Annotated in this window: 25 protein-coding genes; 13 read left to right on the top strand and 12 right to left on the bottom strand. The window is 71.1% G+C overall.

Going from position 1 to position 22,834, the window contains the following annotated elements:
- Positions 1 to 489 precede the first annotated feature (489 nt).
- A complete protein-coding gene (locus tag ACWCXC_RS27575; protein ID WP_450890838.1) occupies positions 490 to 1,638 on the bottom strand; it encodes an MFS transporter in 1,149 nt (382 codons plus the stop codon).
- Between the two features lie 50 nt (positions 1,639 to 1,688).
- Positions 1,689 to 2,576 carry an NAD(P)-dependent oxidoreductase gene (locus ACWCXC_RS27570; protein WP_450890837.1) on the bottom strand — a complete coding sequence of 296 codons (888 nt, stop codon included), beginning with the start codon at positions 2,574 to 2,576 and terminating at the stop codon, positions 1,689 to 1,691.
- Between the two features lie 84 nt (positions 2,577 to 2,660).
- On the opposite strand from ACWCXC_RS27570, the gene ACWCXC_RS27565 reads away from it, so the two are divergent.
- Positions 2,661 to 3,263, top strand: a complete 603-nt coding sequence (locus ACWCXC_RS27565) for a CGNR zinc finger domain-containing protein (RefSeq protein ID WP_450890836.1) — start codon at positions 2,661 to 2,663, stop codon at positions 3,261 to 3,263.
- 72 nt (positions 3,264 to 3,335) lie between these two features.
- Here ACWCXC_RS27565 and ACWCXC_RS27560 read toward each other — a convergent pair whose 3' ends face one another.
- Positions 3,336 to 3,479, bottom strand: coding sequence for a hypothetical protein (locus ACWCXC_RS27560; RefSeq protein ID WP_450890835.1), 144 nt, complete (start codon positions 3,477 to 3,479; stop codon positions 3,336 to 3,338).
- A 131-nt stretch (positions 3,480 to 3,610) separates the two neighbouring features.
- Entirely contained in the window at positions 3,611 to 4,240 is a 630-nt protein-coding gene (locus ACWCXC_RS27555; RefSeq protein WP_450890834.1) for a TetR/AcrR family transcriptional regulator, read from the bottom strand.
- 36 nt (positions 4,241 to 4,276) lie between these two features.
- Here ACWCXC_RS27555 and ACWCXC_RS27550 point away from each other — a divergent pair, with 36 nt between their 5' ends.
- The 7 genes from ACWCXC_RS27550 (at position 4,277) to ACWCXC_RS27520 (ending at position 10,580) form a co-directional block, all read left to right on the top strand.
- Positions 4,277 to 5,074, top strand: coding sequence for an alpha/beta fold hydrolase (locus ACWCXC_RS27550; protein ID WP_450890833.1), 798 nt, complete (start codon positions 4,277 to 4,279; stop codon positions 5,072 to 5,074).
- Between the two features lie 324 nt (positions 5,075 to 5,398).
- Entirely contained in the window at positions 5,399 to 5,605 is a 207-nt protein-coding gene (locus ACWCXC_RS27545; RefSeq protein WP_450684602.1) for a hypothetical protein, read from the top strand.
- A 1,409-nt stretch (positions 5,606 to 7,014) separates the two neighbouring features.
- On the top strand, positions 7,015 to 7,995 hold the full coding sequence (locus ACWCXC_RS27540) for a helix-turn-helix domain-containing protein (RefSeq protein ID WP_450684601.1): 981 nt from the start codon (positions 7,015 to 7,017) through the stop codon (positions 7,993 to 7,995).
- Positions 7,996 to 8,164: 169 nt separating this feature from the next.
- Positions 8,165 to 8,650 carry a rhodanese-like domain-containing protein gene (locus tag ACWCXC_RS27535; protein ID WP_450684600.1) on the top strand — a complete coding sequence of 162 codons (486 nt, stop codon included), beginning with the start codon at positions 8,165 to 8,167 and terminating at the stop codon, positions 8,648 to 8,650.
- Complete coding sequence (locus ACWCXC_RS27530) at positions 8,644 to 9,135, top strand: N-acetyltransferase family protein (protein ID WP_450890832.1); 492 nt, start codon at positions 8,644 to 8,646, stop codon at positions 9,133 to 9,135. Before ACWCXC_RS27535 ends, ACWCXC_RS27530 begins: the two co-directional genes overlap by 7 nt.
- Before the next feature lie 251 nt (positions 9,136 to 9,386).
- A complete protein-coding gene (locus ACWCXC_RS27525) occupies positions 9,387 to 9,800 on the top strand; it encodes a hypothetical protein (RefSeq protein WP_450684598.1) in 414 nt (137 codons plus the stop codon).
- Between the two features lie 594 nt (positions 9,801 to 10,394).
- On the top strand, positions 10,395 to 10,580 hold the full coding sequence (locus ACWCXC_RS27520) for a hypothetical protein (protein ID WP_450890831.1): 186 nt from the start codon (positions 10,395 to 10,397) through the stop codon (positions 10,578 to 10,580).
- A 151-nt stretch (positions 10,581 to 10,731) separates the two neighbouring features.
- Here the strand turns inward: ACWCXC_RS27520 and ACWCXC_RS27515 are convergent, their stop codons facing one another.
- Entirely contained in the window at positions 10,732 to 11,355 is a 624-nt protein-coding gene (locus ACWCXC_RS27515; RefSeq protein ID WP_450890830.1) for a type III effector protein, read from the bottom strand.
- 127 nt (positions 11,356 to 11,482) lie between these two features.
- Between ACWCXC_RS27515 and ACWCXC_RS27510 the strand changes: the two genes are divergently transcribed.
- On the top strand, positions 11,483 to 11,914 hold the full coding sequence (locus ACWCXC_RS27510) for an Hsp20/alpha crystallin family protein (RefSeq protein WP_450684595.1): 432 nt from the start codon (positions 11,483 to 11,485) through the stop codon (positions 11,912 to 11,914).
- Positions 11,915 to 12,372: 458 nt separating this feature from the next.
- Entirely contained in the window at positions 12,373 to 12,816 is a 444-nt protein-coding gene (locus ACWCXC_RS27505; RefSeq protein ID WP_450684594.1) for a DUF2267 domain-containing protein, read from the top strand.
- A 162-nt stretch (positions 12,817 to 12,978) separates the two neighbouring features.
- Here ACWCXC_RS27505 and ACWCXC_RS27500 read toward each other — a convergent pair whose 3' ends face one another.
- The 6 genes from ACWCXC_RS27500 to rsgA all read right to left on the bottom strand — a co-directional run bounded on the left by ACWCXC_RS27500 (position 12,979) and on the right by rsgA (position 18,617).
- Positions 12,979 to 14,040 carry a hypothetical protein gene (locus tag ACWCXC_RS27500; RefSeq protein ID WP_450890829.1) on the bottom strand — a complete coding sequence of 354 codons (1,062 nt, stop codon included), beginning with the start codon at positions 14,038 to 14,040 and terminating at the stop codon, positions 12,979 to 12,981.
- 234 nt (positions 14,041 to 14,274) lie between these two features.
- The gene (locus ACWCXC_RS27495; RefSeq protein ID WP_450890828.1) at positions 14,275 to 14,862 is read right to left on the bottom strand and encodes a TetR/AcrR family transcriptional regulator; all 588 of its coding nucleotides are present in this window, start codon (positions 14,860 to 14,862) and stop codon (positions 14,275 to 14,277) included.
- A gap of 5 nt (positions 14,863 to 14,867) precedes the next feature.
- Positions 14,868 to 15,686 carry an ABC transporter permease gene (locus tag ACWCXC_RS27490; RefSeq protein WP_450890827.1) on the bottom strand — a complete coding sequence of 273 codons (819 nt, stop codon included), beginning with the start codon at positions 15,684 to 15,686 and terminating at the stop codon, positions 14,868 to 14,870.
- Entirely contained in the window at positions 15,683 to 16,648 is a 966-nt protein-coding gene (locus tag ACWCXC_RS27485) for an ATP-binding cassette domain-containing protein (protein ID WP_450890826.1), read from the bottom strand. The genes ACWCXC_RS27490 and ACWCXC_RS27485 overlap by 4 nt, the downstream gene beginning before the upstream one ends.
- A gap of 230 nt (positions 16,649 to 16,878) precedes the next feature.
- Positions 16,879 to 17,625: an SAM-dependent methyltransferase gene (locus ACWCXC_RS27480; protein ID WP_450684589.1), complete on the bottom strand. Its 747-nt coding sequence runs from the start codon at positions 17,623 to 17,625 to the stop codon at positions 16,879 to 16,881.
- Positions 17,626 to 17,642: 17 nt separating this feature from the next.
- Positions 17,643 to 18,617, bottom strand: coding sequence for a ribosome small subunit-dependent GTPase A (gene rsgA / locus ACWCXC_RS27475; RefSeq protein WP_450684588.1), 975 nt, complete (start codon positions 18,615 to 18,617; stop codon positions 17,643 to 17,645).
- A 712-nt stretch (positions 18,618 to 19,329) separates the two neighbouring features.
- Here rsgA and ACWCXC_RS27470 point away from each other — a divergent pair.
- The 3 genes from ACWCXC_RS27470 (at position 19,330) to ACWCXC_RS27460 (ending at position 22,051) form a co-directional block, all read left to right on the top strand.
- A complete protein-coding gene (locus ACWCXC_RS27470) occupies positions 19,330 to 20,193 on the top strand; it encodes a DMT family transporter (protein WP_450684587.1) in 864 nt (287 codons plus the stop codon).
- 118 nt (positions 20,194 to 20,311) lie between these two features.
- Positions 20,312 to 20,764, top strand: coding sequence for a YunG family protein (locus ACWCXC_RS27465; protein WP_450890825.1), 453 nt, complete (start codon positions 20,312 to 20,314; stop codon positions 20,762 to 20,764).
- Positions 20,765 to 21,178: 414 nt separating this feature from the next.
- Complete coding sequence (locus ACWCXC_RS27460; RefSeq protein ID WP_450890824.1) at positions 21,179 to 22,051, top strand: hypothetical protein; 873 nt, start codon at positions 21,179 to 21,181, stop codon at positions 22,049 to 22,051.
- Positions 22,052 to 22,124: 73 nt separating this feature from the next.
- Here the strand turns inward: ACWCXC_RS27460 and ACWCXC_RS27455 are convergent, their stop codons facing one another.
- Positions 22,125 to 22,592, bottom strand: a complete 468-nt coding sequence (locus ACWCXC_RS27455) for a hypothetical protein (protein ID WP_450684584.1) — start codon at positions 22,590 to 22,592, stop codon at positions 22,125 to 22,127.
- Positions 22,593 to 22,834: the final 242 nt, after the last annotated feature.

Here is a 22,834-nt window from a genome sequence, read left to right as displayed (position 1 = left end):
CGACCCACGGCCGCGACTCCCTCTTCCCCACGCACCAATCAACGAGCGATCAAGCTGACCGTCACACCATCAGACACTTCTGTTAGCGGCTCTTAGGAAGGTTCCGCGCGGTCCCGGACCGGGTCGCGCCGCATCGAGCGCGGGTACCGCGAACGTGGGGTCGGTCGGGCGGTCGGGGGTTCGTGTCCGCGGCATCGCTCTGCCGCTGTGCGGCCTGCCCGTACGTCCCGCCTCCGGTCTACCCCCGCAGGACATTCCGTCACGTCACGGTGACCACAAGACGCCCGTCCCGCTCACCCGTGGCCCGCCTTCGGCGCCGCTGGACGTCTCCGAGCCCTACGGGTCAGAAGCACAACGGGCTGACCAGTCGGCGAGGCAGTGGTCGGCGGGGCAGCGTCTGCGGCGTGGCGCCGGGGCGGGGCGGGGCCTCAGCCTGCGGCCGGACGATGGATTGCCCTTCTGAAACGCCTGGTTTCGGGGGTGGGCATTTCATGCTTCTGAGCGTGTGGCCGGGAATGCCCGCACTCGGGCGACGACGACAAGAAACGCTGCGATGGTGAGACCGAGTGCGGTCCAGGCCAGGGCTGGAGCACTCGCGTGCGTGGCCAGGATCGCGCCGCCGACGATGCCGCCGCCGGCGACGGCCAGGTTGAACACGGTCACGAAGACGGACTGTGCGGTGTCGGTGTGCTCGCCGGCGCGGTCGGCCAGGGCGGTCTGCAGCAGCGCGGGCGCGCCACCGAAGCTGAGGCCCCAGACCGCGATCGCGAGGGCGATCGGCACAGCGCCGAGGAACGGGGCGGCCAGGGCGAGGGCGGCCGACGCCATGAGGGTGAGTACGCCGAGCACGGTTGCGCGTAGCGCTCGGTCGATGACCAGGCCGGTGGCGGTGATTCCGATGAAGGAGGCGATGCCGAAGATCGCGAGCCCGATGTCGAGGCGTAGTCCGGTCGGGGCGAGCAGGGGCGCGATGTAGGTGTAGAGGATGTTGTGGGCGAGGACCCACATGAGTGCGACGACCAGTACCGCCCTGATGCCGGGGAGCAGGATGACGCGTCGCAACGGGAGTTGGGCCGACGGTTCCTGGCCGGGCACGTCCGGGACGGCGGCGGCGATCCACGCGGCCAGTCCGGCCGCGGCCAGCGAGATCGCGGTGAATACCCACCGCCAGTCCACGAACGAACCGGCGAAGGCCCCCAGCGGAACTCCGGCGGCCAGGGCGATGGGCTGGCCGATCCCGGTGACGGTGAGCGCGCGTCCTTGCTGGGCCGGCGGGACGAGGCGGCGGGCGTATCCGGCCAGTACCCCCCACACGAGCGCGGCGGCCGCACCGGCGATGAACCGGGCCACCAGGACCAGGGGGTACCCGGGCGCGAGCGCGGTCACGGAGTTGAACAGCAGCAAGGTGAACACCGCGGCCAGGAGCACCTTCTTCCGGCTCACTCGTCGGGTCGCGGCCACCAGCGGGATCGCGGTGAGCACCGATCCGATCGCGTACAGCGTGACCAACTGCCCGGCCGCCGGCTCGGAGACCTCCAGTCCGGCCGCGAGTTGCTGGAGGAGTCCGGCGGGGATGGTCTCGGTGAAGATCGCGAGGAATCCCGCCGCGGCCAGGGCCAGGAGCGCCGCCCACGGCAATCCCCCGGGTTGAGCGCATTCGGCCGCTCCGGACTCCTGTGTTCGTGTGGTCACTGACCGGCCTCGGCGAGGTCGCGGTGGCGCTGGGTGTGGGCCAGCGAGGCCCAGTCGTCCTGGGCGTGCCCGGCCTCGATCGCGTCGGTGAGGAGTTCGGACAGCAGGTCGGCCACCGGGAGCCGCAGCCCGGTCGAGGCGGCCTGGCTGCGGGCGAGGTCGATGTCCTTACGTCCCAGTGCCGGGGTGAACCCGGCCGGGGAGTATGCCTGGCGAGCGATGAGCCCGCCGTAGTTCGTGTACACCGGGCCCGGTGTGATCGTCGAGGTGAACAGTTCCACCAGGGTCTTCGCATCGACCCCGCCCCGCTCACCCATGGCAACGGCTTCGGCCATCGACTGGATCGCGGAGGCGATGAGCACCTGGCCGGCGACCTTGACCACGTTCGCGCGTTGTGGTGAGTCGCCGACCGGCCATACGCGGGCGCTGATCGCCTCCAGGAGCGGGCGCACCCGCTCGACCGGGTCGGGCGCCCCGGCGGTGACGATGTTGAGCTTGCCCGCCGCGGCGACCGGCACCCCGCCGAACATGGGCGCGGCCACATAGCCGACCCCCTTGTCCGCGTGGATCGCCGCCGCCTCCTGCGCCAGCGCCGGGCTGACCGTCGCGAGGTTCACGTGCACCGCCCCCGGCGGTGCGGCGTCGAGCACGCCGCTGTCGAGGAACACCTCCCTCACCGCGAGGTCGTCGGCAAGCACGGAGAAGACCACCGGTGAGGAGAACACCTCGGCCGGCTGCTCCAGCCGTACCACCCCCGCTTCCACGAGCGGTGCGAGCCGGTCACTGTCCCGGTTCCACGCCGCCACCCGGTATCCGGCCCGCACGAGATTGCGGGCAATCGCCGCCCCCATACCGCCGGTACCGACCACGGTCACATCGGTCATCACGTCCACCATCCACAGCTGGAACCGCCTGAAGTGGTTCCACCATACACGTCACCGCATGATGGAACCGCCTAAGGTGGTTCCATGAACCGCCCCGCTGCCCCGAGCGCCGCCGCCACGAGCCGCCCGACGTTCCGGCTCGACAACGAGCAACTCGCGTTCCGTTTCACCGCCACCCTCAGCGATCGGTACGGCACCCCGGTCGAACGGCTGCCCGATCCGGAACGGCTGGATGACTGGCTCGCTGCCAACGACGTCGCCGTCGGCAGCGAACACGCCACGCCCGCAGACCTCGACCTGGCCCGGCGGCTCCGAGAGGCGATCCATCGCATCGGTACCGCGATCGCCCATGACGAGCCGACGGCCGAGACGGACCGAACCGTGCTCAATCAGCTCCTGTGGGACGAACAGCTCTGCCCCCAACTCACGGAAACCGGGATGTGCTGGCAGCCCGTCACCGGCCACCATGTGCGCGGCGCGCTCGGCCGCATCGCCCACGACGCCGTCATGGTCCTCGGCGGCCCCCAGCGCGCCCAGGTGAAGACCTGCCAGAACTCCGATTGCCAGGGCCTCTATGTCGACACCAGCCAGGGCCGGAACCGTCGCTGGTGTTCGATGAACATCTGCGGCAACCGCGCGAAGAAGGCCCGCTTCCGCGGCCCGCGCCCTACGGGCGGCAACGACTGACCTGATCGGCTCGTTGCGGTGCACCCGCCGACATCACGGTCAGTTCCGTTCGCTAAGGTCTGCTGGCGGGAATCAGCCGCTCGCTCCCGCGCCGTGGTCGACGAGGCGCTGAGCACGGGCGGGCTGGACCAGCTCGGCGCCTACACCACTCGCAGCGGCGAACGCCCCAACCTCCGCCGGGTTCTCCTCGGCCTCATCGAGGAGTACGCCCGCCACGCCGTTCTCACGCCGTGCTCGTCCGTGAATCCGTCGACGGTCTCACGGGCGAGGATCCGCCGAGATGCACTGAGGTACGTCACCGAGGGATCGACCACTCCGAGACCACCCGCACCGCCGCCCGCCGCGCGTCATGACGTCAGTGACGTCGGTGACGTGAGTTGCCGGCAGATCAACTGCTGAGCGAGTCGTGCCGTCGCGAACAGGTCCTCGCGGACCGTGTCGACGTTGGAGCGCACCGACAATCCGTGCCAGACGGATTGGACGAGCCCGGTCAGGGCCGCCGCGTCGGTGCCCGCGATCAGCTCCCCGTCCCGGACGGCTCGTTCGATGCGCGCGAGGAGGGCTTGCTCGTTCGAGCTGTGCAGTTCGGCGATGTAGGCGCTGGTGTCGAGCGTGCTCGTGCTGTCGGTCATCACGGCGCTGCTGACGAGGCACCCGGGGTGTGCGTCGCTTGGCTGGGTGAACTCGTGGACCGAGTCCATCAGGATGCGTTCGACGACTGTCTGGATGTCTGGCGCGGCAACGGCCTGCTGGTAGATCTCGCGGTATCGCTCGGCGTAGGCCCGTACGGCTTCCTCGAACAGTCCGGCCTTGCTGCCGAAGGCGGCGTAGAGGCTGGAGGTGGAAAGCCCCAGGGCTGCGGTCAGGGCCCGGGTCGAAGTGCCGGAGTAGCCGCGTCGCCAGAAGAGACGAGCGGCTTCGAGGACCGCGTGGTCGCGGTCGAAGGCTCGCGGGCGTCCACGCTTGCGTTCGGTCACGCTTGCACTATAGATCGTTCGCTCCATAATAGATTTATGGAGCGAACGATTCAGAAGAGGATCGCCGTCAGCGGGGGCAGTTGGGTCACGGTCGACGTGTACGGGGAGGCGGAGGCCCCGGGCCTTGTCGTCGTCCCGGGCGTGATGAGCGATGCGCATACGTGGCGCCATGTCGCGCGAGCAGTCGCGGCATGGCCCTCGGTGGTGGTCGTGAACCGACGGGGCCGTGCCCCCTCGGGGCCGTTGACCCGTTCCTACTCGCTGCGGACGGAGGTAGAGGACCTCTGTGTGGTCCTCGACGCGTTCGGCGGCACAAGGGCGCTCTTCGGGTGGAGTTACGGCGGCCTGATCACCTTGCTGACCGCCAACGAGCGCCCGATCCACCAAGTGATCGCCTATGAGCCGGTTATGCGGCCATTCGGGCGTCAGGCACTGCCGGACCTGGCGCAGGCGGCCGAGACGGCGGACTGGGATCGCTGCGTCGAGATCGTCAACCGGCAGATCTCCGGGTTCTCCGCGGCGCATGTCGAGGCTCTGCGGACCGATCACGGCGGTTGGGCTGCCCTGCGCCGCTTGAGCGAGCCGCTGCCCGCCGAACTCGGTGCGCTCGACGCGGCACCGCCTCCGGATGTGATGGCGCGGCGGGCGGAACGAGTCGACCTGATCATCGGCGAGTACAACCGCGGAACTGCCCCCTACGGAACGTCGTTCGACAACGTGCGTCAACACCTCGCGCAGGCCCGGGTCCACGGGCTCGCCGGCCAGGGCCACCTGGCCCACGTCCAGGCGCCGGCAGGGCTCGGCCACATGCTCAACACCCTCGCCTCCGTCTGAAGAGCGCCCACGCCAACGTGTCGCTCTGCGTCGACGGCAGGTGACGACGTGGGGTGCACCGTGGGCGCATGAGCGTGCCCCCTCGTCATTCACCGTCCGACCCGCCCCGGAGGCCGGCGCCCGCCCAGGGCCGCTCGACCGGCCCCTCGCCGTGCGGCACGACGCGGGGCCACGGCCACGCCCACCGCGATGGCCCAGCCCGTGCCGACTCGATGCGCACCCCCTTCTCCCCGTGTCCCCGCAAGGGGCCACCCCCGGGAATCCTTCGGCCTGTGCGGTCAGGGTGTGTGGCACGTACGGCGGGAAGAGCCGAGGGTGAAACGCATGAGCACTCCCCCGATCACCGTCCATGGCCCGATCCTGTCCGCCGGCGGCCGGACCGTCACGATCAACGGCTCCCACGCCGGAACGGCCCACAACGACCAGGACCTCATCGCGCTCCTGCGAAGAGCCGGCCTCTACGACGCCGAGAACCTCCTCGACGACCCCACCTGGATCGACTGGCAGGAACGCCCCGCTCACTGCTACTGACCGTCCCGATCGCAGCGAGCCGCGAAGGGGACGCGGACCGGGCCGGCGGCCGGCTCCGCTCCTCGAACTCAGCGAAGCGGCGCGGGCACACGCCAGCCGGCCGCTCGCACACTACATCGACGATCTCGCCCACGGCATCCGGGGCACCATCGAATGGGCCGCGAGAACGGCGCGCTACACCATCGGCAGCGACGCCCCGGGCCCGACACGGCCGCACTGGACGGACCTCCCGCTCCGGGACGGCCGGAACCCTCCCGACCTGCCCTCCATCGCCTGGTGGTGGCGAGTCCGGTCATAGAGGCTGTAGTCGTTCCGATCCCGATCGGTATCGGTCGGCTGGAGCCTCCATCTGATGCGATTCGACGAAGAGGTGGTTTTATTGCGGCCGGCCGAAGGGCGAACCGCCGGCCCAGTCAGGGGGACGTGGGACGGTGGTGGCGGGTTGGTGACGGCCGTGAGACAGTGCTGCGCATGACGACTTGAAGAGCACCGGCGGGCCGGTGGCACTGGGTCAAGGTCATGGCCCTGGACACGGTCAGGGAGGGGGACCGCCGATCCTGTACCGCGTGCGGGACTGCCGTCCGTGCCTACCAGTTCCGTCTTCATCCGCCTGGGTCCCCCATGTTCGAGCGGTGCGTTGGCTTGGCATGGTGCTCCGGGTGCCGGATCTACTCCGGTGCGTTGGTCCACGTTCCCCGAGCATGCGTGCTTGTCGATGCACTTGGTTCCCTGCCCGAGGACGAGGCTGTTCGACTGCGCCGCAGCGAGGCGAAACTGGTCGACTATCTCGATCGCCGAGGGTGCCGGCAGCCGTGATCAACGGCCAGGGGGCGGCCGGTTGCCTGTGAGGGCTGTTTCTCCTCGGCTGCTGCTCGATCTTGGTCTGGCCAAGGCCGTAGGACTCGGTGCCGGTCTCGGTGAAGTTCGGCATTTCGTGATCATCTGCGGCCCTGCCTGCCTTTGATCAGAGGCCCACTGGCAGGATCGGGGGCCGTGAGCCACTCGCCTTCGACGCCGTCCTGTGCGGCTTCGACGGCGTCCTGCGTCTGTGGGATCCGGACGGGATGACCACGCTCGACGAAGCGCTGGGGGTACCCCGGGGCACCATGATCGACATCGCCCGTATCGGAGTGGCCAAACCCGACCGCCGCGTCTTCGAGGCCGGTGCCCGCTCCGTGTCGGCCGACCTGCTGCGGCCGGTCACGCCAGCAGTGGTGCGAGGGTGCTGCGCAGCCTGGTCGATGTGCTGGCAGTGGAGCCCGATCAGGCCGGTCTCCCGGGCGGCTGTCACGAGACCCGAGGTGTCGTCGATGAGCAGGCACCGGTGGGCCCGGGTGCCGAGCGCCGGGCGACGGGCTTCCTCCTGTTCCGCCGCCTGGCTGGATCACGGCGAAGGTTAAAATTTCGCCATGTCGAAACCGCACGTGGTAGCCGTACTGGCATTCGAGGGGATGGCGCCCTTCGAGCTGGGTGTCGTGGTGGAGGTCTTCGGTCTGCCCCGGCCCGAGCTGGAGGGCCTGCCCTGGTACGAGCTGCGGGTGTGTGCCGAGGTGCCCGGTCGGGATCTCCGGGCGGTCGGCGGGTTCACCCTGCGTGCCGAGCACGGGCTGGATGAGCTGGCCGCGGCGGACACCGTGATCGTGCCCGGGGTGGCCTCGGCCGATGCCGAGGTTTCTCCGGCCCTGGTGGATGCCCTGCTGCGCGCCCATGGGAGGGGGGCGCGGCTGGTTTCGATCTGCTCGGGGGCGTTCGCGCTGGCCGCGACAGGGCTGCTGGAGGGGCGGCGGGCCGCCACTCACTGGCGCTACGCCCGTGCGCTCGCGGACCGGCACCCCGGGATCGAGGTCGATCCCGACGTGCTGTACGTGGACAACGGCGACGTCCTCACCAGTGCGGGCAGTGCGGCCGGGATCGATCTGTGCCTCTATCTGGTCCGGGCCGATCACGGTGCGGCCGTGGCCAACACGGTGGCGCGCCGCTTCGTCGTGCCACCGCACCGCGAGGGCGGCCAGGCCCAGTTCATCGAGGCGGCCGTGGCCGAGATCGGTCCTGAGGGCGACGGCGTCGCGCAGAGCATGGACTGGGCGCTGCGTCATCTGCACACCCGGCTGTCGGTCCCCGCTCTGGCCCGGGCCGCGTGCATGTCGGAACGTTCGTACCTGAGGCACTTCACGCGCCGCAACGGGGTGAGTCCCATGCGCTGGGTTATCACCCAGCGGGTGGCCGCCAGCCTGCCGCTGCTCGAATCCGGTGAGGGCACCGTGGACGAGGTCGCCGCCGCGGTGGGCTTCGACAGCACGGGAACGTACCGGCATCACTTCACCCGCCAGATGCGTACGACGCCCACGGCCTACCGCAAGACGTTCAGCGGCGCCCCGGCGGGCGCGTGACGGTCGCCCCCGGGACCGGGGCAGGGCTGGCGGAATCTTGATGGTCTCAGGCGTCCACGCCACTCGTGGGGCGGGCCCGGTGACCAGAGGATGGAGGTGTCGCCGGGCGGAAGTGATTCGGCCCGGATCTTCGACTCCCGATCCGACCAGCACGAACAAGGGGCGTCCCATGTCTTCCACCGTTTCCGCCGCGATCACCAGCGCTGTCCTGAGCGTGCCGGCCGCCCTCCCTGCCGAGGCTGCCACCCACTACGCCGCCCGCCTCGCCTTCGAGACGGACGTCTCGGACGTCCACGCCGACCTGACGTCCGGCGCGCCCGGGGTCGTGGTGGTCGACACCCGCAGCGCCGCCGCGTGGGACCAGGGCCACATCCCCGGGGCCCTCCACATCCCGACCGCGCACATCGCCGAGCTGGCACCGGCCTCGATCGGCCCGGACCAGACGGTGGTCACCTACTGCTGGGGCCCCGGCTGCAACGGCGCCACCCGGGCGGCCCTGGCCTTCGCCCGCCTCGGGTACCAGGTCAAGGAAATGCTCGGCGGCTTCGAGTACTGGGTCCGCGAGGGTTTCTCCTACGACTCCGCCACCGGCTCCGGGCAGCGCCCCGTGGACGACCTGACCGCCCCGCGCTCCGGCATTTCCTGCGCATGCTGAAGGACACCGTGCGACCGGCAGGCGTCGTCCGCCCGGCCACCGAAGCCGACCTGCCCGCGATCGCCCGCCTGTGCGCCGCCCACGCCGCGTTCGAGCAGGCCGGCCCCGTGCCCGGCGATCTCGCGGCCCGCCTGAAGCCCGTGCTGTTCTCACCCCATCCGCGAGCCTGGTGTCTCGTGGTCGACCACGGAGGCGAACTCACCGGATACGCAAGCTGGTCCCGGGAGTTCTCCACCTGGCAGGCCGCCGACTACGTCCACCTGGACTGCCTCTTCGTGAGCGAACGGCACCGGGGCGAAGGGTGGGGGTCCGCCCTGCTCAACGGCGTGAGGGACGCGGCGGCGGCGGCCGGCGTCCGTCAGGTCCAGTGGCAGACCCCCGACTGGAACACCGACGCCATCCGCTTCTACGGCCGGGCGGGGGCTCGGGCCCGGCCTAAGGTCAGGTTCGCTCTCGACACTGCGTATGCGGGGAACCCGGATTGAAGCCCCACCTCGACCGCTTCGACCAGCCGCCCACCACCCACCACCCGACCTTCGCACCTGATCCGCGCCCGGAAGCCGTACGCATGGCGGCGGGTCACTGACAGCGGGGCGCCGGAAGCAGGGGCCGGCCGCGATCGATTCCCGATCGGGGCCGGCCGCAGTTTCCCGATGTCGGCCCGAGCAGGCTCCGCGTCCAACTTCCGTGATACACCAGGAAGATCAGCACGACGTACGCGGAGAGGACGCCGTCCATGGGTCACCCGACACCCTCAACTCCCCTGCCGGGCACCACTAAAGTACTGTCCATCGGTCTGCATCCGAGCGCTCTCGACTACAGCAGGATGCCCGAGGGGGTCGACGAGGCGTCGCTCACCGCCCGGATCGAGGCGGGGAACGCGGCACTGCGCGACGCGGGCTTCGACGCTGTTCCCTGCCTCATCGACACCTCCCCGGACCGCGCCGAGGCGACGGTGCGGGAGCAGCTCCAGGAGCACACGTTCGGCTTGGCGATGATCGGTGGCGGCGTACGGATGCTGCCGGAGAACACGCTGCTGTTCGAGCGGCTGGTCAACCTCCTCATCGAGGCAGCGCCCGGGATCCGGCTGTGCTTCAACACGGCGCCGACGGACACGGTCGAGGCGCTGAAGCGGTGGATCCAGACGTAGACGGGAAATCGGAGACGCGGGTGGGAACGGTGAGGCAGCTGGGTACCCCTGCCTCCCCCGCCCTGAGGGTGCCGCCGGTGACGGCGGCACCCTCCTGCACCGAGCTCGCGAGCACCCGGACAGTGCTTCCCACCTGCGTCCGAGACCGGTCAGTCGAACGCGCGCAGGGCCAGCCGCACGACCCCCGTGATCGCCCGACCGATCCAGCGGAGCACTCCCGTGTCCAGCGCCACTTCCGCAACATCCGCGGCCACGTCCGCGCGGTCCTCGCCTTGACCGCACCGCGCACAGGAACGAGGCCACCGGCGCTTCTGCGCGCCACACTTTTTGCACATCGCCATACCCGCATTCTCCCTCTGGCCAGGTCGGAGGGCTGACGCAGGCCCCAGCCCGGGGCCCGGCCCCGCCACTCCTGGGGAATCGGGCTTCCCCTCCGCGCGGCGCAGGACGTTCCGACAGTGCGTGCGAACACGGGTGTCCGGGGCATCGCGCCATCAGACCGCGCACCGTCCATGGCGGCACGAGTACCTTCGCAAGCACGTCGGAAGCGCCTTCGAGTCGCCGGACGGGCCCCGGCGGCGTAGACCGGAAGGTATGGGTGACGAACAGCGAACGTGGCATCCCGGGGAGATCGTGCCCGAGAGCGGCATCTACGAGTGCGACTGCGGAGCGGGCCACCACTGGAGCACCGACGTCAAGGGACACCGGTTTCCGCCGCTCCCGGCCGGGTGCCCGGGGCACGCCTGGGCACTGAACACGGACGCCCACCCGGACACCTGACGCGGCGCCGCGACCCTCCCCGCAGCCGACGCCCCTCCAGGACCGCGAGTCCGGCAGCCGTATGCCCTCGTTACGGGGCCTCCGTCGCCCGGTGTCCCGGGCTGCGCGCCGACACGCCCAGTGACTCCGAGAATCCGTTGCGCGCACGAGATCAGGGCGGGCTGATGTCGTCGGCCTGGGCGGCCAGGTCGGCGTGCGTGCCGGTCAGGTGGGGCCGCGTGGCGGCGAGAGGGGCGATGAGGTCGGCCGGGTCGTCATGGGCAAGGGCGGCGCGGAGCTGGCTGACAGGGCGGCGGGCAGCGGAGGGAAGGTCGGTGAGCGCGATGATCTGTCCCGCGAGGCGGCGCAGGTCGGCCGCATTGCGGCGGGCCCAGGTCGCTGTGTCGCGGCTGGCCGCGCGGGCCTGACGGGTGGCCTGGACGCGCTGTTCTCCGGTGCTGCCGGCGGGGCCGGGGCGGCCCCGGAGGTAGCGGCGTTCGGCAGCCTGCCGGCTGGCGACCCCGAGCGGGGAGGCGAGGTCGGCCCAGCTGGCTCCCGCGTCACGGGCCGTTTCGATCAGACCGGTCTCCCATCCGGCCAGCTGCTCGCGCACCTGTCGCAGGAGCGACAGGGAGGCCAGCACCTGTTCCTGGCCGGGGCCGGGCGCATCGGGCGTTCCGTGCTGGGCTTCGCGCAGCGCGTCGTCGATGGCGCGCAGGGCCGCCGCGGCGGCGAGGAACGACGCCGGGCTGTGAGCGTCGACGCCGGGCGAGGACGGCGGATCGGCCGGAACCACGGAGACCTCCTTCAGGGTGTCGTCTTATGGATGACATCTTGTTTGTCATCCATTGGATGACATGTTACAACGGTCTCAGTGAGGCGCATTGGCAGCAACTGCCTGAACCCGCTGGAGGTGTTTTCCCATGTTGATGCGCACTGACCCCTTCCGTGAGCTGGACCGGCTGGCACAGCAGCTGACGGCTCCGGGGACCTGGTCGAGGCCCTCGGCGATGCCGATGGACGCCTATCGCGAAGGCGACGAGTACGTGGTGGCCTTCGACCTGCCCGGCGTCGCCGCCGACGCCATCGAGATCGACGTCGAGCGGAACATGCTCACCGTCAAGGCCGAGCGCCGGCCGGTGGCGAAGTCCGACAACGTGCAGATGGAGCTGTCCGAACGGCCGCTGGGCGCCTTCTCCCGTCAGATCATGCTCGCCGACACCCTCGACACCGAGCGCATCGAGGCCCATTACGACGCGGGTGTTCTCACCCTGCGCATCCCGATCGCCGAGCGTGCCAAGCCCCGCAGGATCTCCGTCGGCGTCGGCTCCGGCCGCCAGGAGATCTCCGGCTGACACCGCCGGACGCCGCGGAGGGCGGGGACGCGCCCCTCCCTTCCCCGTCCTCCGCGCCCCGCGGGCAATCCGTGGGGAAGAATCGCGACGAGGGCTCGTCCGCCGAGGACCGGGCACTGCCGCCGGACCCGTTCGTCGTGCGGCGGCCGGGCCCGGATCGGCGGGTGGCCGCAGAACCACGGCACGACACCCCTACGTACGGTCCACGGCCGGCGACGACCTGCCGGACCGGCCCCTGCGCCGACGGACGTGCCGCACCGGCCCTGTGCCGGCCACGTGCCGCACCCGCCCGCGCCGAGGACGTACCGGACCGGCAGGCCGTCCCGGCGCCCGGTCGGATACGGCTTCCCCGTCGACCGCCCTCCCCCGCCCTCCCGGACCCGCCTGAACCCGAACCCGACCCCGGTGCCGCGCTCCGGCACCGCTCCGCCCTCGCTCCACGAAAGGTGAACAGCGCAGTGACCACCGACGTACGCGCACCACTCGGGCACCAGCAGCAGTACGGGACAGCGTACGAACAGATGCTGGAGAGAGTCCGCTACGAAGGCGCCTACCCCACCCGCGAGCGTGCCGAGGAAGCCGTCCAACTGGTCCTCGCGGGACTGGGACGCCAGCTGACGGGCGACGAACGCGTCGACCTGGCCGCCTGTCTGCCCACGGAGGCCGCACGCACCCTGACCACGCAGATCCCCAGCACTCAGCCGCTGACCGGCTGGGGCTTCGTCAAGGACCTGGCCACCCGCTCGGGCGCCTCGCTGGCTCCCACGCGCTGGGACGCCGGCTCCGTCTTCACGGCCGTCGCCGCGTACGCCGGACCCGGCCTGGTCACCCGCATCCTTCACCAACTTCCCCCTGGCTACGCACTGTTGTTCGGACGGGCCGAACTCGCCCCGGCCGCGTAGGGAGGCGTCCCCGCACCGCCACGCGTACGGGGCCCTCCCGGGCACTCATCGGGAGGGGCCCCGTACAGTCCGGCGTCGTGGTTCCGACGGGGCCCGCGTTCGCCCGGCAGTACGCGAACGCAGGCCCCGCCTCGCGTGGTCGCGGGCGACGCGCGGCTGCCGCTATCGCGCCGCCACGTCCGCGCCCCCGACGATCCAGGACGGCCACGCCTGGAGTCCCGATGCGCCGCCCGGCAGTAGGTGGAACACGCGCCACAGCCCGGTGTCGTCCTGGGCCGTGACGAGGGCCGCCCCGTCCTGGGCGAAGACCGCCGCGCCCTGGGCGAGACCGAGCACCGTGCGCCGGGAGCCGTCGAGCGCGGACACCGCGTCCAGCGGCGCGGGTACGCCGGAGTCGATGTCGTTCAGCACGAGGTGGTCCCCGACGACGGCGCTCAGCCCGTACGGGCCGGAGCTGCCGAGTTCGGTGGGCGGGGTGCCGGGTGCGGAGCCGACGCGCACCGCGCGCAGCGTGTGGTCCGGGCCTTCGTCGGTGGCGAACCACCGGTCGTTGTAACGGATCTGGGTGGTCGTGGCCACGGCGGTCGCGTACGGGGTGAAGACGTATGTGCCGAGGTCGAGGAGCCCGGCCGTGGAGACGCCCTGGTACCTGTAGGTGACGGCCATGTACCGCACGGAGCCGCCCGGTTGGACGCGGGTCACCGAGGCGCCGTTGGGTATCCCGGTCACCTTCATCCCCGCGATGACGTTCGCGATCGGCAGCAGGGCGCTCGCGCGCCACACGCGCAGCGGGCCGTCCCCGTTGCCGCCCACCACCACGCTCCACCCGGTGGCTGCCCGGAACGACTGCCCGCTGGGGAGGGCGAACCGGGTCGCGTCCCCGCTGGACCGGTGGACCTGGGAGACGGTGGTGACACCGTCCTCGGTCGTCACCGTGCTGCGGACGTCGGCGCCGCTGGCCAGGTCACTCGGCTTCGCGCTGATGAGCGGGGGTTCGATGTTCAGGTAGGAACCCGTCTGCGTCGTCGCCCCGCCGTCCGGGCTGAAGTCGAAGGTGTGCGACCCCGCCCAGAGATACGCCACCGCCGGCGCGGACGCCTCCGCCGCCCCGACTGCCGGAGCCGGCCGCTCGGAGGCCAGGGCCCCGGGCGCGGCGCCGAGCACGGCTGTCCCCAGTAAGACGAGTGCGGTGAGAACCTCGGGAACTCTACGCGGATGCTTCACTGTGCCTCCGAAAGCTGTCGCATACAGGCACCGACGGTGCCCCGACGTCAGCCAACCATGCGGACGGAGGCGGTACGGGCGTCTCCCATCCATCTCCCGTTCCGTCGGAGTCCGGCAGCTCTTGCCGCTCCGCTCGCCCAGCCCCGGGCCGTGCCCCGGCCACAGGCGTCCCGGGCGATCGACCCGAGGCGGGCGCGCGCCGCTGACGGGTCACGCGGCGGCCGGGCGTTCGTGTCAGGGAGTCTCGGGGCCGGCTCCTCGCAGGAAGAGGTCGACGACGTCCTGGGCCAGGCGGTCGGCGGAGGCCGGAGGGCAGTCGTTCTCCGGGGGATGGACAGTGGCGGCGAGTTCCATGAAGGCCGTGGCGAGGAACCCCGGGTCGGCTTCCCGCAGTTCGCCCGTGGTCACCGCCTGGGCCATGAGGTCGGTGACGGGCTGGATGAGGCCGCGTACGTAGGTCCGGGAGACCTCCGCCCGCTGGTCGTCGTCCAGGTGGCGGGTCGCGTAGTAGATCTGGTTGCTGAGGGCGGAGTTGTAGGTGCCCCGCGCGTAGGAGGCGGCGAGGGCGAGGAGCTTGTCGCGCAGGGTGCCGGGGGTGGCGAGTGCGCCCTGGAGGAGGGCCGCCGCCTCCTTGGTGTAGTGGTCGGCGACTTCCATGAACAGGGCGGGCTTTCCGCCGGGGAAATGGTGGTAGAGGCTGGCCTTCTTCACGTCGACGGCCTTGGCGATGTCGTCGAGGGAGACGCCGAGGTAGCCGTAGTCGGCGAGTCGCCGGGCGAATTCGTCGCGGGCACGGGCGCGGGTGTCGGTCTGGCGGGGCATGGTGATCAGACTCCTGTACGAGTACGACGGGTCAGGGCGAGGCGGGCCGCGACGGCGCCCGCCACCAGAAGGGCGAGGGCGACGAGGGTGCCCGGCAGCAGGTTCTGCTCGTTCCAGGGTGCGGTGAGCAGGCTGCGCATGGCGTCCAGCGGCGGGGTGAGCGGGTTGAGGTCGGCCGCATGGGCCATCCAGCCGCCGAGCCGGTCGCGCGGGACGAAGGTCGCGGTGAAGAAGGAGAGCGGGAAGAAGACCAGCGTCACGGAGCCGACCGCCGAGCTCTTGCCCGTGTGGAGGCCGACCGCGGCGGCCAGGAGCAGGAAACCCGCCCCGAGCAGGACGGTGGCGCCGATGAGGGCGAGAACGGCCGGGGCCCCGGCGATGGGGTCCAGGCCGAGCAGCAGGCCGAGTCCGGTGAGAGCGGCGGCCTGAGCGGTCAGGACGACGACGCCTGCCAGGACGGGCGCGGTGATGAGGGTCCAGCGGCTGACGGGGGTGAGCCAGAGCCGAGCGTGGTAGGTCGAGCCGATGTCGCTCACGATCAGCTGCCCGGCGGTGGCGCCGCCGGTGAAGGCGGTGGTGAGCAGGCACAGCGGGAGCACCACGTCGATGTAGCGACCACCGGGAGCGGTCGCGGCCGTGACCGAGGACAACTGCCCCTCGTAGATGATCAGGAAGAACGCGCTCATCAGCAGCGGCGAGAGGATCAGGGAGGGTGCACGGAGGCAGGACCTGAGGGAGCGGGCGGTCAGTGGTCCCAGGGCAGCCCATGGCCCCGGTACGGCGGGCGGGTTCACGGGGGACACGGAAACGGTGGTCGTACTCATGCTGCGGTGGCCCCTTCCGGGGTGCCGGCCAGGCGGAGGAAGACGTCTTCCAGGCTGGGTTCGTCGACGGTCAGGGATGTTGCGTGGAGGCCGGCGGAGGCCAGGGTGAGCAGCGTCTCCCCGTCGGCCCCGGGACGAGTGAGCCTGACGCTCACCGCGTGGGGACCGGCTTCGGCCGCATGCGGCTGCTCCCCCTTGGCCGCGAGCACGTCCCGGGCCCGGTCGGCCGTGGAGGCGTCGGAGAAGCGCAGAGTCAGCACGCGGTCGCCGGCCTCCTGCTTGAGGGTGTGCGGAGCGGCGGACGCGATGAGGCGTCCGGCACGGAGAATGCCGACGCGGTCGCAGAGCTGGTCGGCTTCTTCCAGGTACTGGGTGGTCAGCAGAACGGTGACGCCGTGGTGGGCGGCCAGCGCGCGGATCTCGTCCCACAGGTCCCGTCGGCTGACGGGGTCGAGCCCGGTGGTGGGCTCGTCGAGGAAGAGGACGTCCGGGCGCTGGACCAGAGCCACGGCGAGATCGATCCGGCGCCGCTGTCCCCCGCTGAGCCTGCCGACCGGAGTGTCCGCGAACTCCTGGGCGTCGAAGGCGGTGAGGAGCTCGGCGCAGCGTGCGCGTGACTGCCGGGCTGTGAGTGACTGGAGCCGTCCTTGCAGGCGGAGCAGTTCGCGGGCGGACATCAGGGGGTCGAGAGCCGTGCCCTGGAGGACGACTCCGGTACGACGGCGGACCGTCCCGGGGTCACGGGCGATGTCGGCCCCGGCGACCTCGGCGGTGCCCCGGGAGGGGCGGAGCATCGTGGTGAGCATCCGGACGGTGGTGCTCTTGCCCGACCCGTTGGGACCGAGCAGGCCGTAGACCTCTCCGGGGTTCACTTCCAGGTCCAGCCGATGCACCGCGGTGCGCTCCGCGAAATCCCGGCCGAGGCCGACGGCACGGATGGCGGGGGTGGCGTTGGAGTTCATACCTAAAACCTACCTATCGATAGGTAGGTTTGCAAATGGGCCGCACTCGCCGAGGGCTTTGGCCTGCGGAACGGACACGGGGAAGGACGAGGAGGCGGAGACGAAGACGGATACGTCGCGGTGCGCGCAGCGCGCCCTCCCCCGCCGTACGGCTCGACCACCGCGACGATGGCGTGCCCCGAGCGGGGCCCGGACGGTTCGCCGTCCGGGCCCCGGACGGGGCGGGGCTGTCAGCGCTTCATGAGGGCGAAGACGCCCCAGCTCAGGTACTCACGACCGTAACGGGCGTACAGGGCGGGCTCGGTGGTGAGCTCTTCGCGTACCTCGGGCGCGAGTTCGTCGTCCGGGTTCTCGTCGAGCCAACGGCGCATGCTGAGCCATTGGGCCGCGGCGTAGCGGTCCCAGCTGTCCTGGTCGGCCAGCATCATCTCCACGACGTCGTAGCCGAGTTCCTGGAACCGCGCGATCAGTTCCGGGAGGAGCAGGAAGTCGGCGACGGAGGTGGCGTGGCATGCCTTGGCGGTCTTCTCGTCCGGAGGGGTCTGCCGCCAGAACGGTTCGCCGATCAGCATCATCCCTCCCGGGCGGAGACTGCGCTGGAGCAGTCGGACCGTGCCGGCCACGCCGTCGCCGATCCAGGTGGCGCCGACGCAGGCGGCCAGATCGACCGGCTGGTCGGCCACGTGACCCGCGGCATCACCGTGGACGAAGCCGACGCGGTCGGCGACGCCGAGATCGGCGGCGCGGGCGCGCGCCTGCTCGGTGAAGAGGGTGCTGATGTCCACTCCGGTTCCGGTGAAGCCCAGGTCCCGGGCCCAGGTGCAGAGCATTTCGCCCGAGCCGCTGGCCAGGTCGAGCACCCGCGTTCCGGCCGGGAGACGGAGGGATTCACCCAGGGTGGCGAACTTGTCCGCGGTGAGCGGGTTGTGGATGCGGTGGTTGCTCTCGCGGATGGTGAAGATGCGGGGAAGGTCCATGACCGTGTTCCTTTCCGTCATGCCTTGAAGTGGGGAGACTGCTTGAGCGCGCGCACCTGGCGCGAGATCTGCTTCATCGGCCGTTCCAGCTCGGCGCGCAGCCGTGCGTCGGTGCGTGCGGCGGCATGGGCGTTCTCGCGCTGCAACCGGTGGTAGCTGTCGAGGCGCCGCCGGGTCAGCCGGCCGTCCTCGACGGCGGCCAGCACCGCGCAGCCGGGCTCCGTGGCGTGGGAGCAGTCGGCGAAGCGGCAGTCGCCCGCCAGTTCGGTGATCTCGGCGAAGGTGTGTTCCAGGCCGTCGTCGGCGTCGTGCAGGCCGATTCCGCGCAGGCCGGGAGTGTCCAGCAGGACTCCGCCGTGGGGCAGCGGCACCAGTTCGCGCCAGGCGGTGGTGTGCCGGCCCTTTCCGTCGCTCCCGCGGACCGCACCGGTGGCCAGGAGGTCCTCGCCGAGCAGGCGGTTGCCGAGGGTCGACTTGCCCGCACCCGAGGGCCCGAGCAGGACGACCGTGCCCGACAGGACCGCCGTCAGGATGTCGAGGCCCTCACCGGTGGTGGCGCTGGTGATCAGCACCTCCACCCCCGGAGCCGCCTCGGCCACCTCGGAGGCCGCCAAGGTGGGGTCCGAGGACCGGTCGGCCTTCGTGAGCACGAGCACGGGCGTGGCGCCGCTCTCCCAGGCCAGAGCGAGCATCCGCTCGATCCGCCCGAGCCTGAGCGGGTCGGCCAGGGAGACGGCCACCGCGACGGTGTCGACGTTCGCGGCCAGCACCTGGGGACGCGAGGTGCGGGAGGAGGTGGAGCGGACCACGGCGGTCCGGCGCTCCAGTACGTCCACCACGGTGGCGGACGTCGTCGGACCGGCCGGACATACGGCCACCCAGTCACCGGTGCAGGGAGTCGGCCGGCCGCCGGTACCGGAGGAGGGCAGGACCGTCGCGCGGACGGGGCCGGTCTCGGCGACGATGTCGCACAGACCGCGCTCCGCCCGCACGACGCGGCCCGGGATCAGTCCTTCGCCCCTCGACGGGGCGAAGGACTGCTCACGTTCCGTGTCCCAGCCGTAGTCGGCCAGTGTCGGAACGCGCTCAGGGCTGGGGAGAGCAGATGGGTGTGAAGTGTTTCGGTGAAACAATGAAGAGACCCTTGAGAGGGGGTCCCGCCGGACGGCAGTCATGCCGAAGACGCTCCCGTAGGGGGAGGGTGGCAGACGAAAGGTCAGGCCGAGACCCGAGAGATGCGAACGAGTCGGGCACCGCACACAGCGGTGGTCACCACGACCGTCATCGCGCATCTCCTCCGATCTCCATCGAGTGGCCCGGTCGCCACTTCCACGCGAAACCGTAGCACTTTCTGCGAGCAACTGCGCCGACCGGGTGAGGCGCGGCGGGGTCCCGGTCCTGACACCGGGCCCGGTAGCGGGTGGGCTGCGTGTTCCCGCGAGCCGGCCCGGTGATTGCCGCAGTTCCCTGGCGGAATCCGTGCGACCGGGTCCTCCGAGCGCGTCGGAGATCCGCAGAACGCGACGACCGGTCCGTTCACGTGGGGGTACAGCCCGGTCGGGCGCATGTCGGGGCGGTGAGGCCGTATGGGCCAGCGCCTCGTGCGGGGGGTCGTGCCCGGTGTGAGCATGGTGTCCGACCGTGACCGCAGACTCCGGGCGGGCGGGCCCTCGGCCCGCGTGCGTCCGCGGAGGTGAATGCCCCGTGCTCGTGCTGAGCGTCCTGGCCGCGCTCCTCGGCGCCATGAGCAACGCCACGGGAACCGTGCTCCAGCGAAAGGCGGCGCTCAACGTCCCCGCGAGCCACGCGCTCAAGCCCCGCCTGTTCGCCGACCTGGCGCGGCAGCCGGTGTGGGTGGCCGGAATCGGGGCCGTCGCGGGGGCGGCGGCGTTTCAGGCGGTAGCCCTGGCCACCGGGCCACTCGCCCTCGTCCAGCCGGTCTTCGTCCTGGAGCTGCCGTTCGCTCTGATGATCGGCTCGTACGTGATCCGGCGACGCCTCCCGGCCTCGGGCTGGTGGGCGATCGGATACATCGTCGTCGGACTGGCGGTGGTCCTGGTCGCCGCCCATCCGCACGGCGGGGACGACCAGGCACCGATGTCGCTCTGGGTGCCGGCGATCGCCGTCTGCCTCGGCGTGATGGCGGGCCTCGTGGCCGTGGCCCGCCGTCTGCCGACCGGCTTGGGGCGTGCCGCGTGCCTGGGCACCGCTTCCGCCGTGGCGAACGCGCTCACCGCGGCCCTGATGAAGTCGGCCGCCCGCACCTTCGCAGACGACGGGGCCGTCGCGTTCCTGTCCGTCTGGCAGACGTACGGCTTCGCCCTGTGCGGCGTTCTGGCGATCGTCCTGCTGGAGAACGCCCTGCAGGCCGGGCCCATCACCGCCTCCCAGCCCGCGCTGACACTCGGCGACGCCCTGGTCAGCCTTCTCCTCGGCATCGTGTTGTACAAGGAGGAAATCGGCGACGGCTGGTGGCTGCTGCCGATGGCGGCGGGCCTGGCCCTGATCGTGCTGGGAACCCTGCGGCTGTCACGTGTCGCTTCGCAGACGCGCATCATGCCGTCGTGACAGCACTGCTGCCGCCGTCACCCCGGTGCTGAACGGCACCGCTCGACGCAGAGCCCTGCCGCCTGCCTCGCCGCTCGTGCTGCCATCCGTTGTCAGTGGCGGATGCGAGGCTGGTGCGATGACCACCTGGAACCTGCTCGACATCGACAGGGCACTGCGCGCGAGTTGGGCCGCCGACACCTGTTCCCCGGACGACCTGGCTCGCCGTGGATGGCAGCCGGGCAACCCGGCGTGGGGCCAGTGCGACATCACCGCCCTGATCGTGAACGACATCTTCGGTGGCGACCTCGTCGTCGGGGAGGGCCACCATCGCGGAGAACAGCAGGGCTTCCACTGGTGGAATCGACTGGCCGGCGGCGTGGATCTCGACCTGACGCGCGAGCAGTTCCAGGACGGTCAGATCGTTTCCGGGGGCCGGGTGGTCGAGCGCCCGCCGGGGCCCTTGCCCAGACGCTGGGAGGAGTACCTCCTGCTGCGCGAGCGCGTCAGCCGGCATATCGGTCGGCTCCCCGGGCCTGCCGTACGGCCGACCGCATCCGTTCATGTGACGGCGGGTTCGCGTACGCGGTGAGCGACCGAGGCATCGCGTCTCTCGGTGCTTGAGGGCTTGTGCCGGTTGCCGGGATGCTCCGCCGCGCGTGCTCTCCGTTCACGCCTTCTTCGCCCGCCCTGCCCGCGCTGTGGTTCCACGGCCCCGAGGCCACTCCCGTGCGCCCGCCCCTTGGGCCCGTCGGAGTAGCGCTGATGGCCGGAACGCGCAGGGCGGGCAAGGCTGGCGGGAGGTGCGGCGGTGTCATGGGGGCACCACGGCCGTTCAGGAGGCGGGAGCTTTCATGACGTCGGCACGGCTCGCCGGTGAGGTGCACCGGGTCGTTGACGGAGCGGCAGATGCGGGCGGCCGGGCCTGTGCGTCGACGTGCCGCTGTCCCCTCGGCGGTGCGGTCGGGGTCCGGATCATGGCCCTTCGCGGCTGCCGGTAGGCATCGTGGCGGAGAAGAAGGAGGCCGATCCGGACTCCGGCCGGGACGAGGACGCCGAGGCGAACTCCGGCCGGGACCAGGAGGCCGAGGCCCGGTCCGCCGACCGCAAGGGCGGCCCCGGGCACACGGTGCTGCTGGCCGTGGCGCTCGCCGTACCGGTGACGAAGGTGGCCTACACGGTAGGGGGCGGGGCGGCGGCCCGTGATGTGTTCGTCGGCATGGAACCGGCGAATTGGCCCGATGTCGTCATCGGGATGGTGCTCACCGACCCTCTCCTGGCATCCGTACTCGCCGTCGTCGTCTCCCGCGTCGTCTTCGCCCTGTTCGCGGCACGGGGCGCGGTCCCCGTGCGGGGAGGTCTCCTCCGGGCCCTCCAGCGAGTGGCCCTGACCGTGGTCGACCCTGCCGCCATGGGCGTGGTCATCGCGTGCTTCTTCGGCCCGTGGTGGGGTGTGGGCACCGGACTGGCCGCCTACGTGCTGCGCAAGGGCGTCGTCGTGGAGTACCGCACCGGCCGACGGCGACCACACGCACACTCCGGTCACCGGGACATCGGGACGCACCACGACGGCGCCTATCGCCCGTCGCGGGCGCTGCGCCGGGCCGCGGCGCTGGAGCAGTGGGCGGCCCTGTTCCTGACGGCGCTCGTCCTGCCCGTCCTGTCCTTCGTCGCCGCCCTCGACGGACAGGCGTGGACCTCGATCGTCCGCTGCCAGGTCACCGCCGGAACACAGACCGAGAGCAACCGCCTCATCGAACTCGGCCGCAAGGGCAACGGCGTCGTCGGCTGGAATCTGGACACCGAGGAGATCTCCGACGGCGCGGCGTGCACAGGCGAGGAGAGCCTGTTCGTGCGCGATCCGTGGTGGCGCGGTTGAAGGGGCCGCCAGGTGGTTCGGTCGTTCGTTGAACCGCGTTCGGGCCACCGGCAATCGCCTTCAACGCCCAGGTTCAGATGTGGGCCCGGATCTGCTTCACCGGATGCCCCAGTCGGCCCGCGAGCGCTGTCAACTCGTCCTCACCGAACCAGAGGCGTTCGGGGTTCCAGATCGCGATCTCGAAGCGGGCGAATCCGCACGGCCAGTCGTAGTCCAGCGCATCCAGAGTGGTTGCTCCGCCACAACACGGGACCTCGATCGCGAGCGTAGTGAACCCCTGGTCACAGCGGGCCTCAAGGAGGTCGCCCCACCACTCCTTGGCGATGGCCTCCCGGCACAGAGGACAACCGATTCGCTCCAGGTTGCCCCCGCAGTCGACAGCGGTCATCACGTCGTGCCACGTGACGTCGATCTCCGCCTCCACGCCCTCGCCGACCTCGGCGGTCAACTCCTCGACGAGCGCGATGACGTGATCCACCGCGTCGCGATCCGGCTGCCACTGCGGATCACTCGGAATGATCGACAGGACGTCCTCGCTCACAGCAATCCCCACCTCGTCAGGCCCGCACAACGTCGCGACGGGATGCTACCGATGCACTCGCTCGACGTCCCGTCGTCGGGGCCGGGGCGTTCGACCGGCGCCGGCCGTCCCGGGCATCCAGACGCGTTCCGCGTGGTGCACCACCACGCTTGGCATTCCTAGGACCTCTAGGTTATACCTAGGACCTCTAGGAAACGCGGTCTGGGTCAGACCAAGGAGCGGCCCGCGGGTTCACGCACTGG

It is taken from the genome of Streptomyces sp. NPDC001515 (assembly GCF_053597115.1).
Note: the sequence above shows the minus strand (reverse complement) of the source record. Positions and strands in the feature narration are given on the sequence as shown.

Bases quoted from the DNA above. Each gene is read 5' to 3' on its own strand.
- ACWCXC_RS27570 (WP_450890837.1), bottom strand. From the start codon at position 2,576: ATGACCGATGTGACCGTGGTCGGTACCGGCGGTATGGGGGCGGCGATT.
- ACWCXC_RS27565 (WP_450890836.1), top strand. From the start codon at position 2,661: ATGAACCGCCCCGCTGCCCCGAGCGCCGCCGCCACGAGCCGCCCGACG.
- ACWCXC_RS27550 (WP_450890833.1), top strand. From the start codon at position 4,277: ATGGAGCGAACGATTCAGAAGAGGATCGCCGTCAGCGGGGGCAGTTGG.
- ACWCXC_RS27545 (WP_450684602.1), top strand. From the start codon at position 5,399: ATGAGCACTCCCCCGATCACCGTCCATGGCCCGATCCTGTCCGCCGGC.
- ACWCXC_RS27540 (WP_450684601.1), top strand. From the start codon at position 7,015: ATGTCGAAACCGCACGTGGTAGCCGTACTGGCATTCGAGGGGATGGCG.
- ACWCXC_RS27535 (WP_450684600.1), top strand. From the start codon at position 8,165: ATGTCTTCCACCGTTTCCGCCGCGATCACCAGCGCTGTCCTGAGCGTG.
- ACWCXC_RS27530 (WP_450890832.1), top strand. From the start codon at position 8,644: ATGCTGAAGGACACCGTGCGACCGGCAGGCGTCGTCCGCCCGGCCACC.
- ACWCXC_RS27525 (WP_450684598.1), top strand. From the start codon at position 9,387: ATGGGTCACCCGACACCCTCAACTCCCCTGCCGGGCACCACTAAAGTA.
- ACWCXC_RS27520 (WP_450890831.1), top strand. From the start codon at position 10,395: ATGGGTGACGAACAGCGAACGTGGCATCCCGGGGAGATCGTGCCCGAG.
- ACWCXC_RS27510 (WP_450684595.1), top strand. From the start codon at position 11,483: ATGTTGATGCGCACTGACCCCTTCCGTGAGCTGGACCGGCTGGCACAG.
- ACWCXC_RS27495 (WP_450890828.1), bottom strand. From the start codon at position 14,862: ATGCCCCGCCAGACCGACACCCGCGCCCGTGCCCGCGACGAATTCGCC.
- ACWCXC_RS27490 (WP_450890827.1), bottom strand. From the start codon at position 15,686: ATGAGTACGACCACCGTTTCCGTGTCCCCCGTGAACCCGCCCGCCGTA.
- ACWCXC_RS27485 (WP_450890826.1), bottom strand. From the start codon at position 16,648: ATGAACTCCAACGCCACCCCCGCCATCCGTGCCGTCGGCCTCGGCCGG.
- ACWCXC_RS27480 (WP_450684589.1), bottom strand. From the start codon at position 17,625: ATGGACCTTCCCCGCATCTTCACCATCCGCGAGAGCAACCACCGCATC.
- ACWCXC_RS27465 (WP_450890825.1), top strand. From the start codon at position 20,312: ATGACCACCTGGAACCTGCTCGACATCGACAGGGCACTGCGCGCGAGT.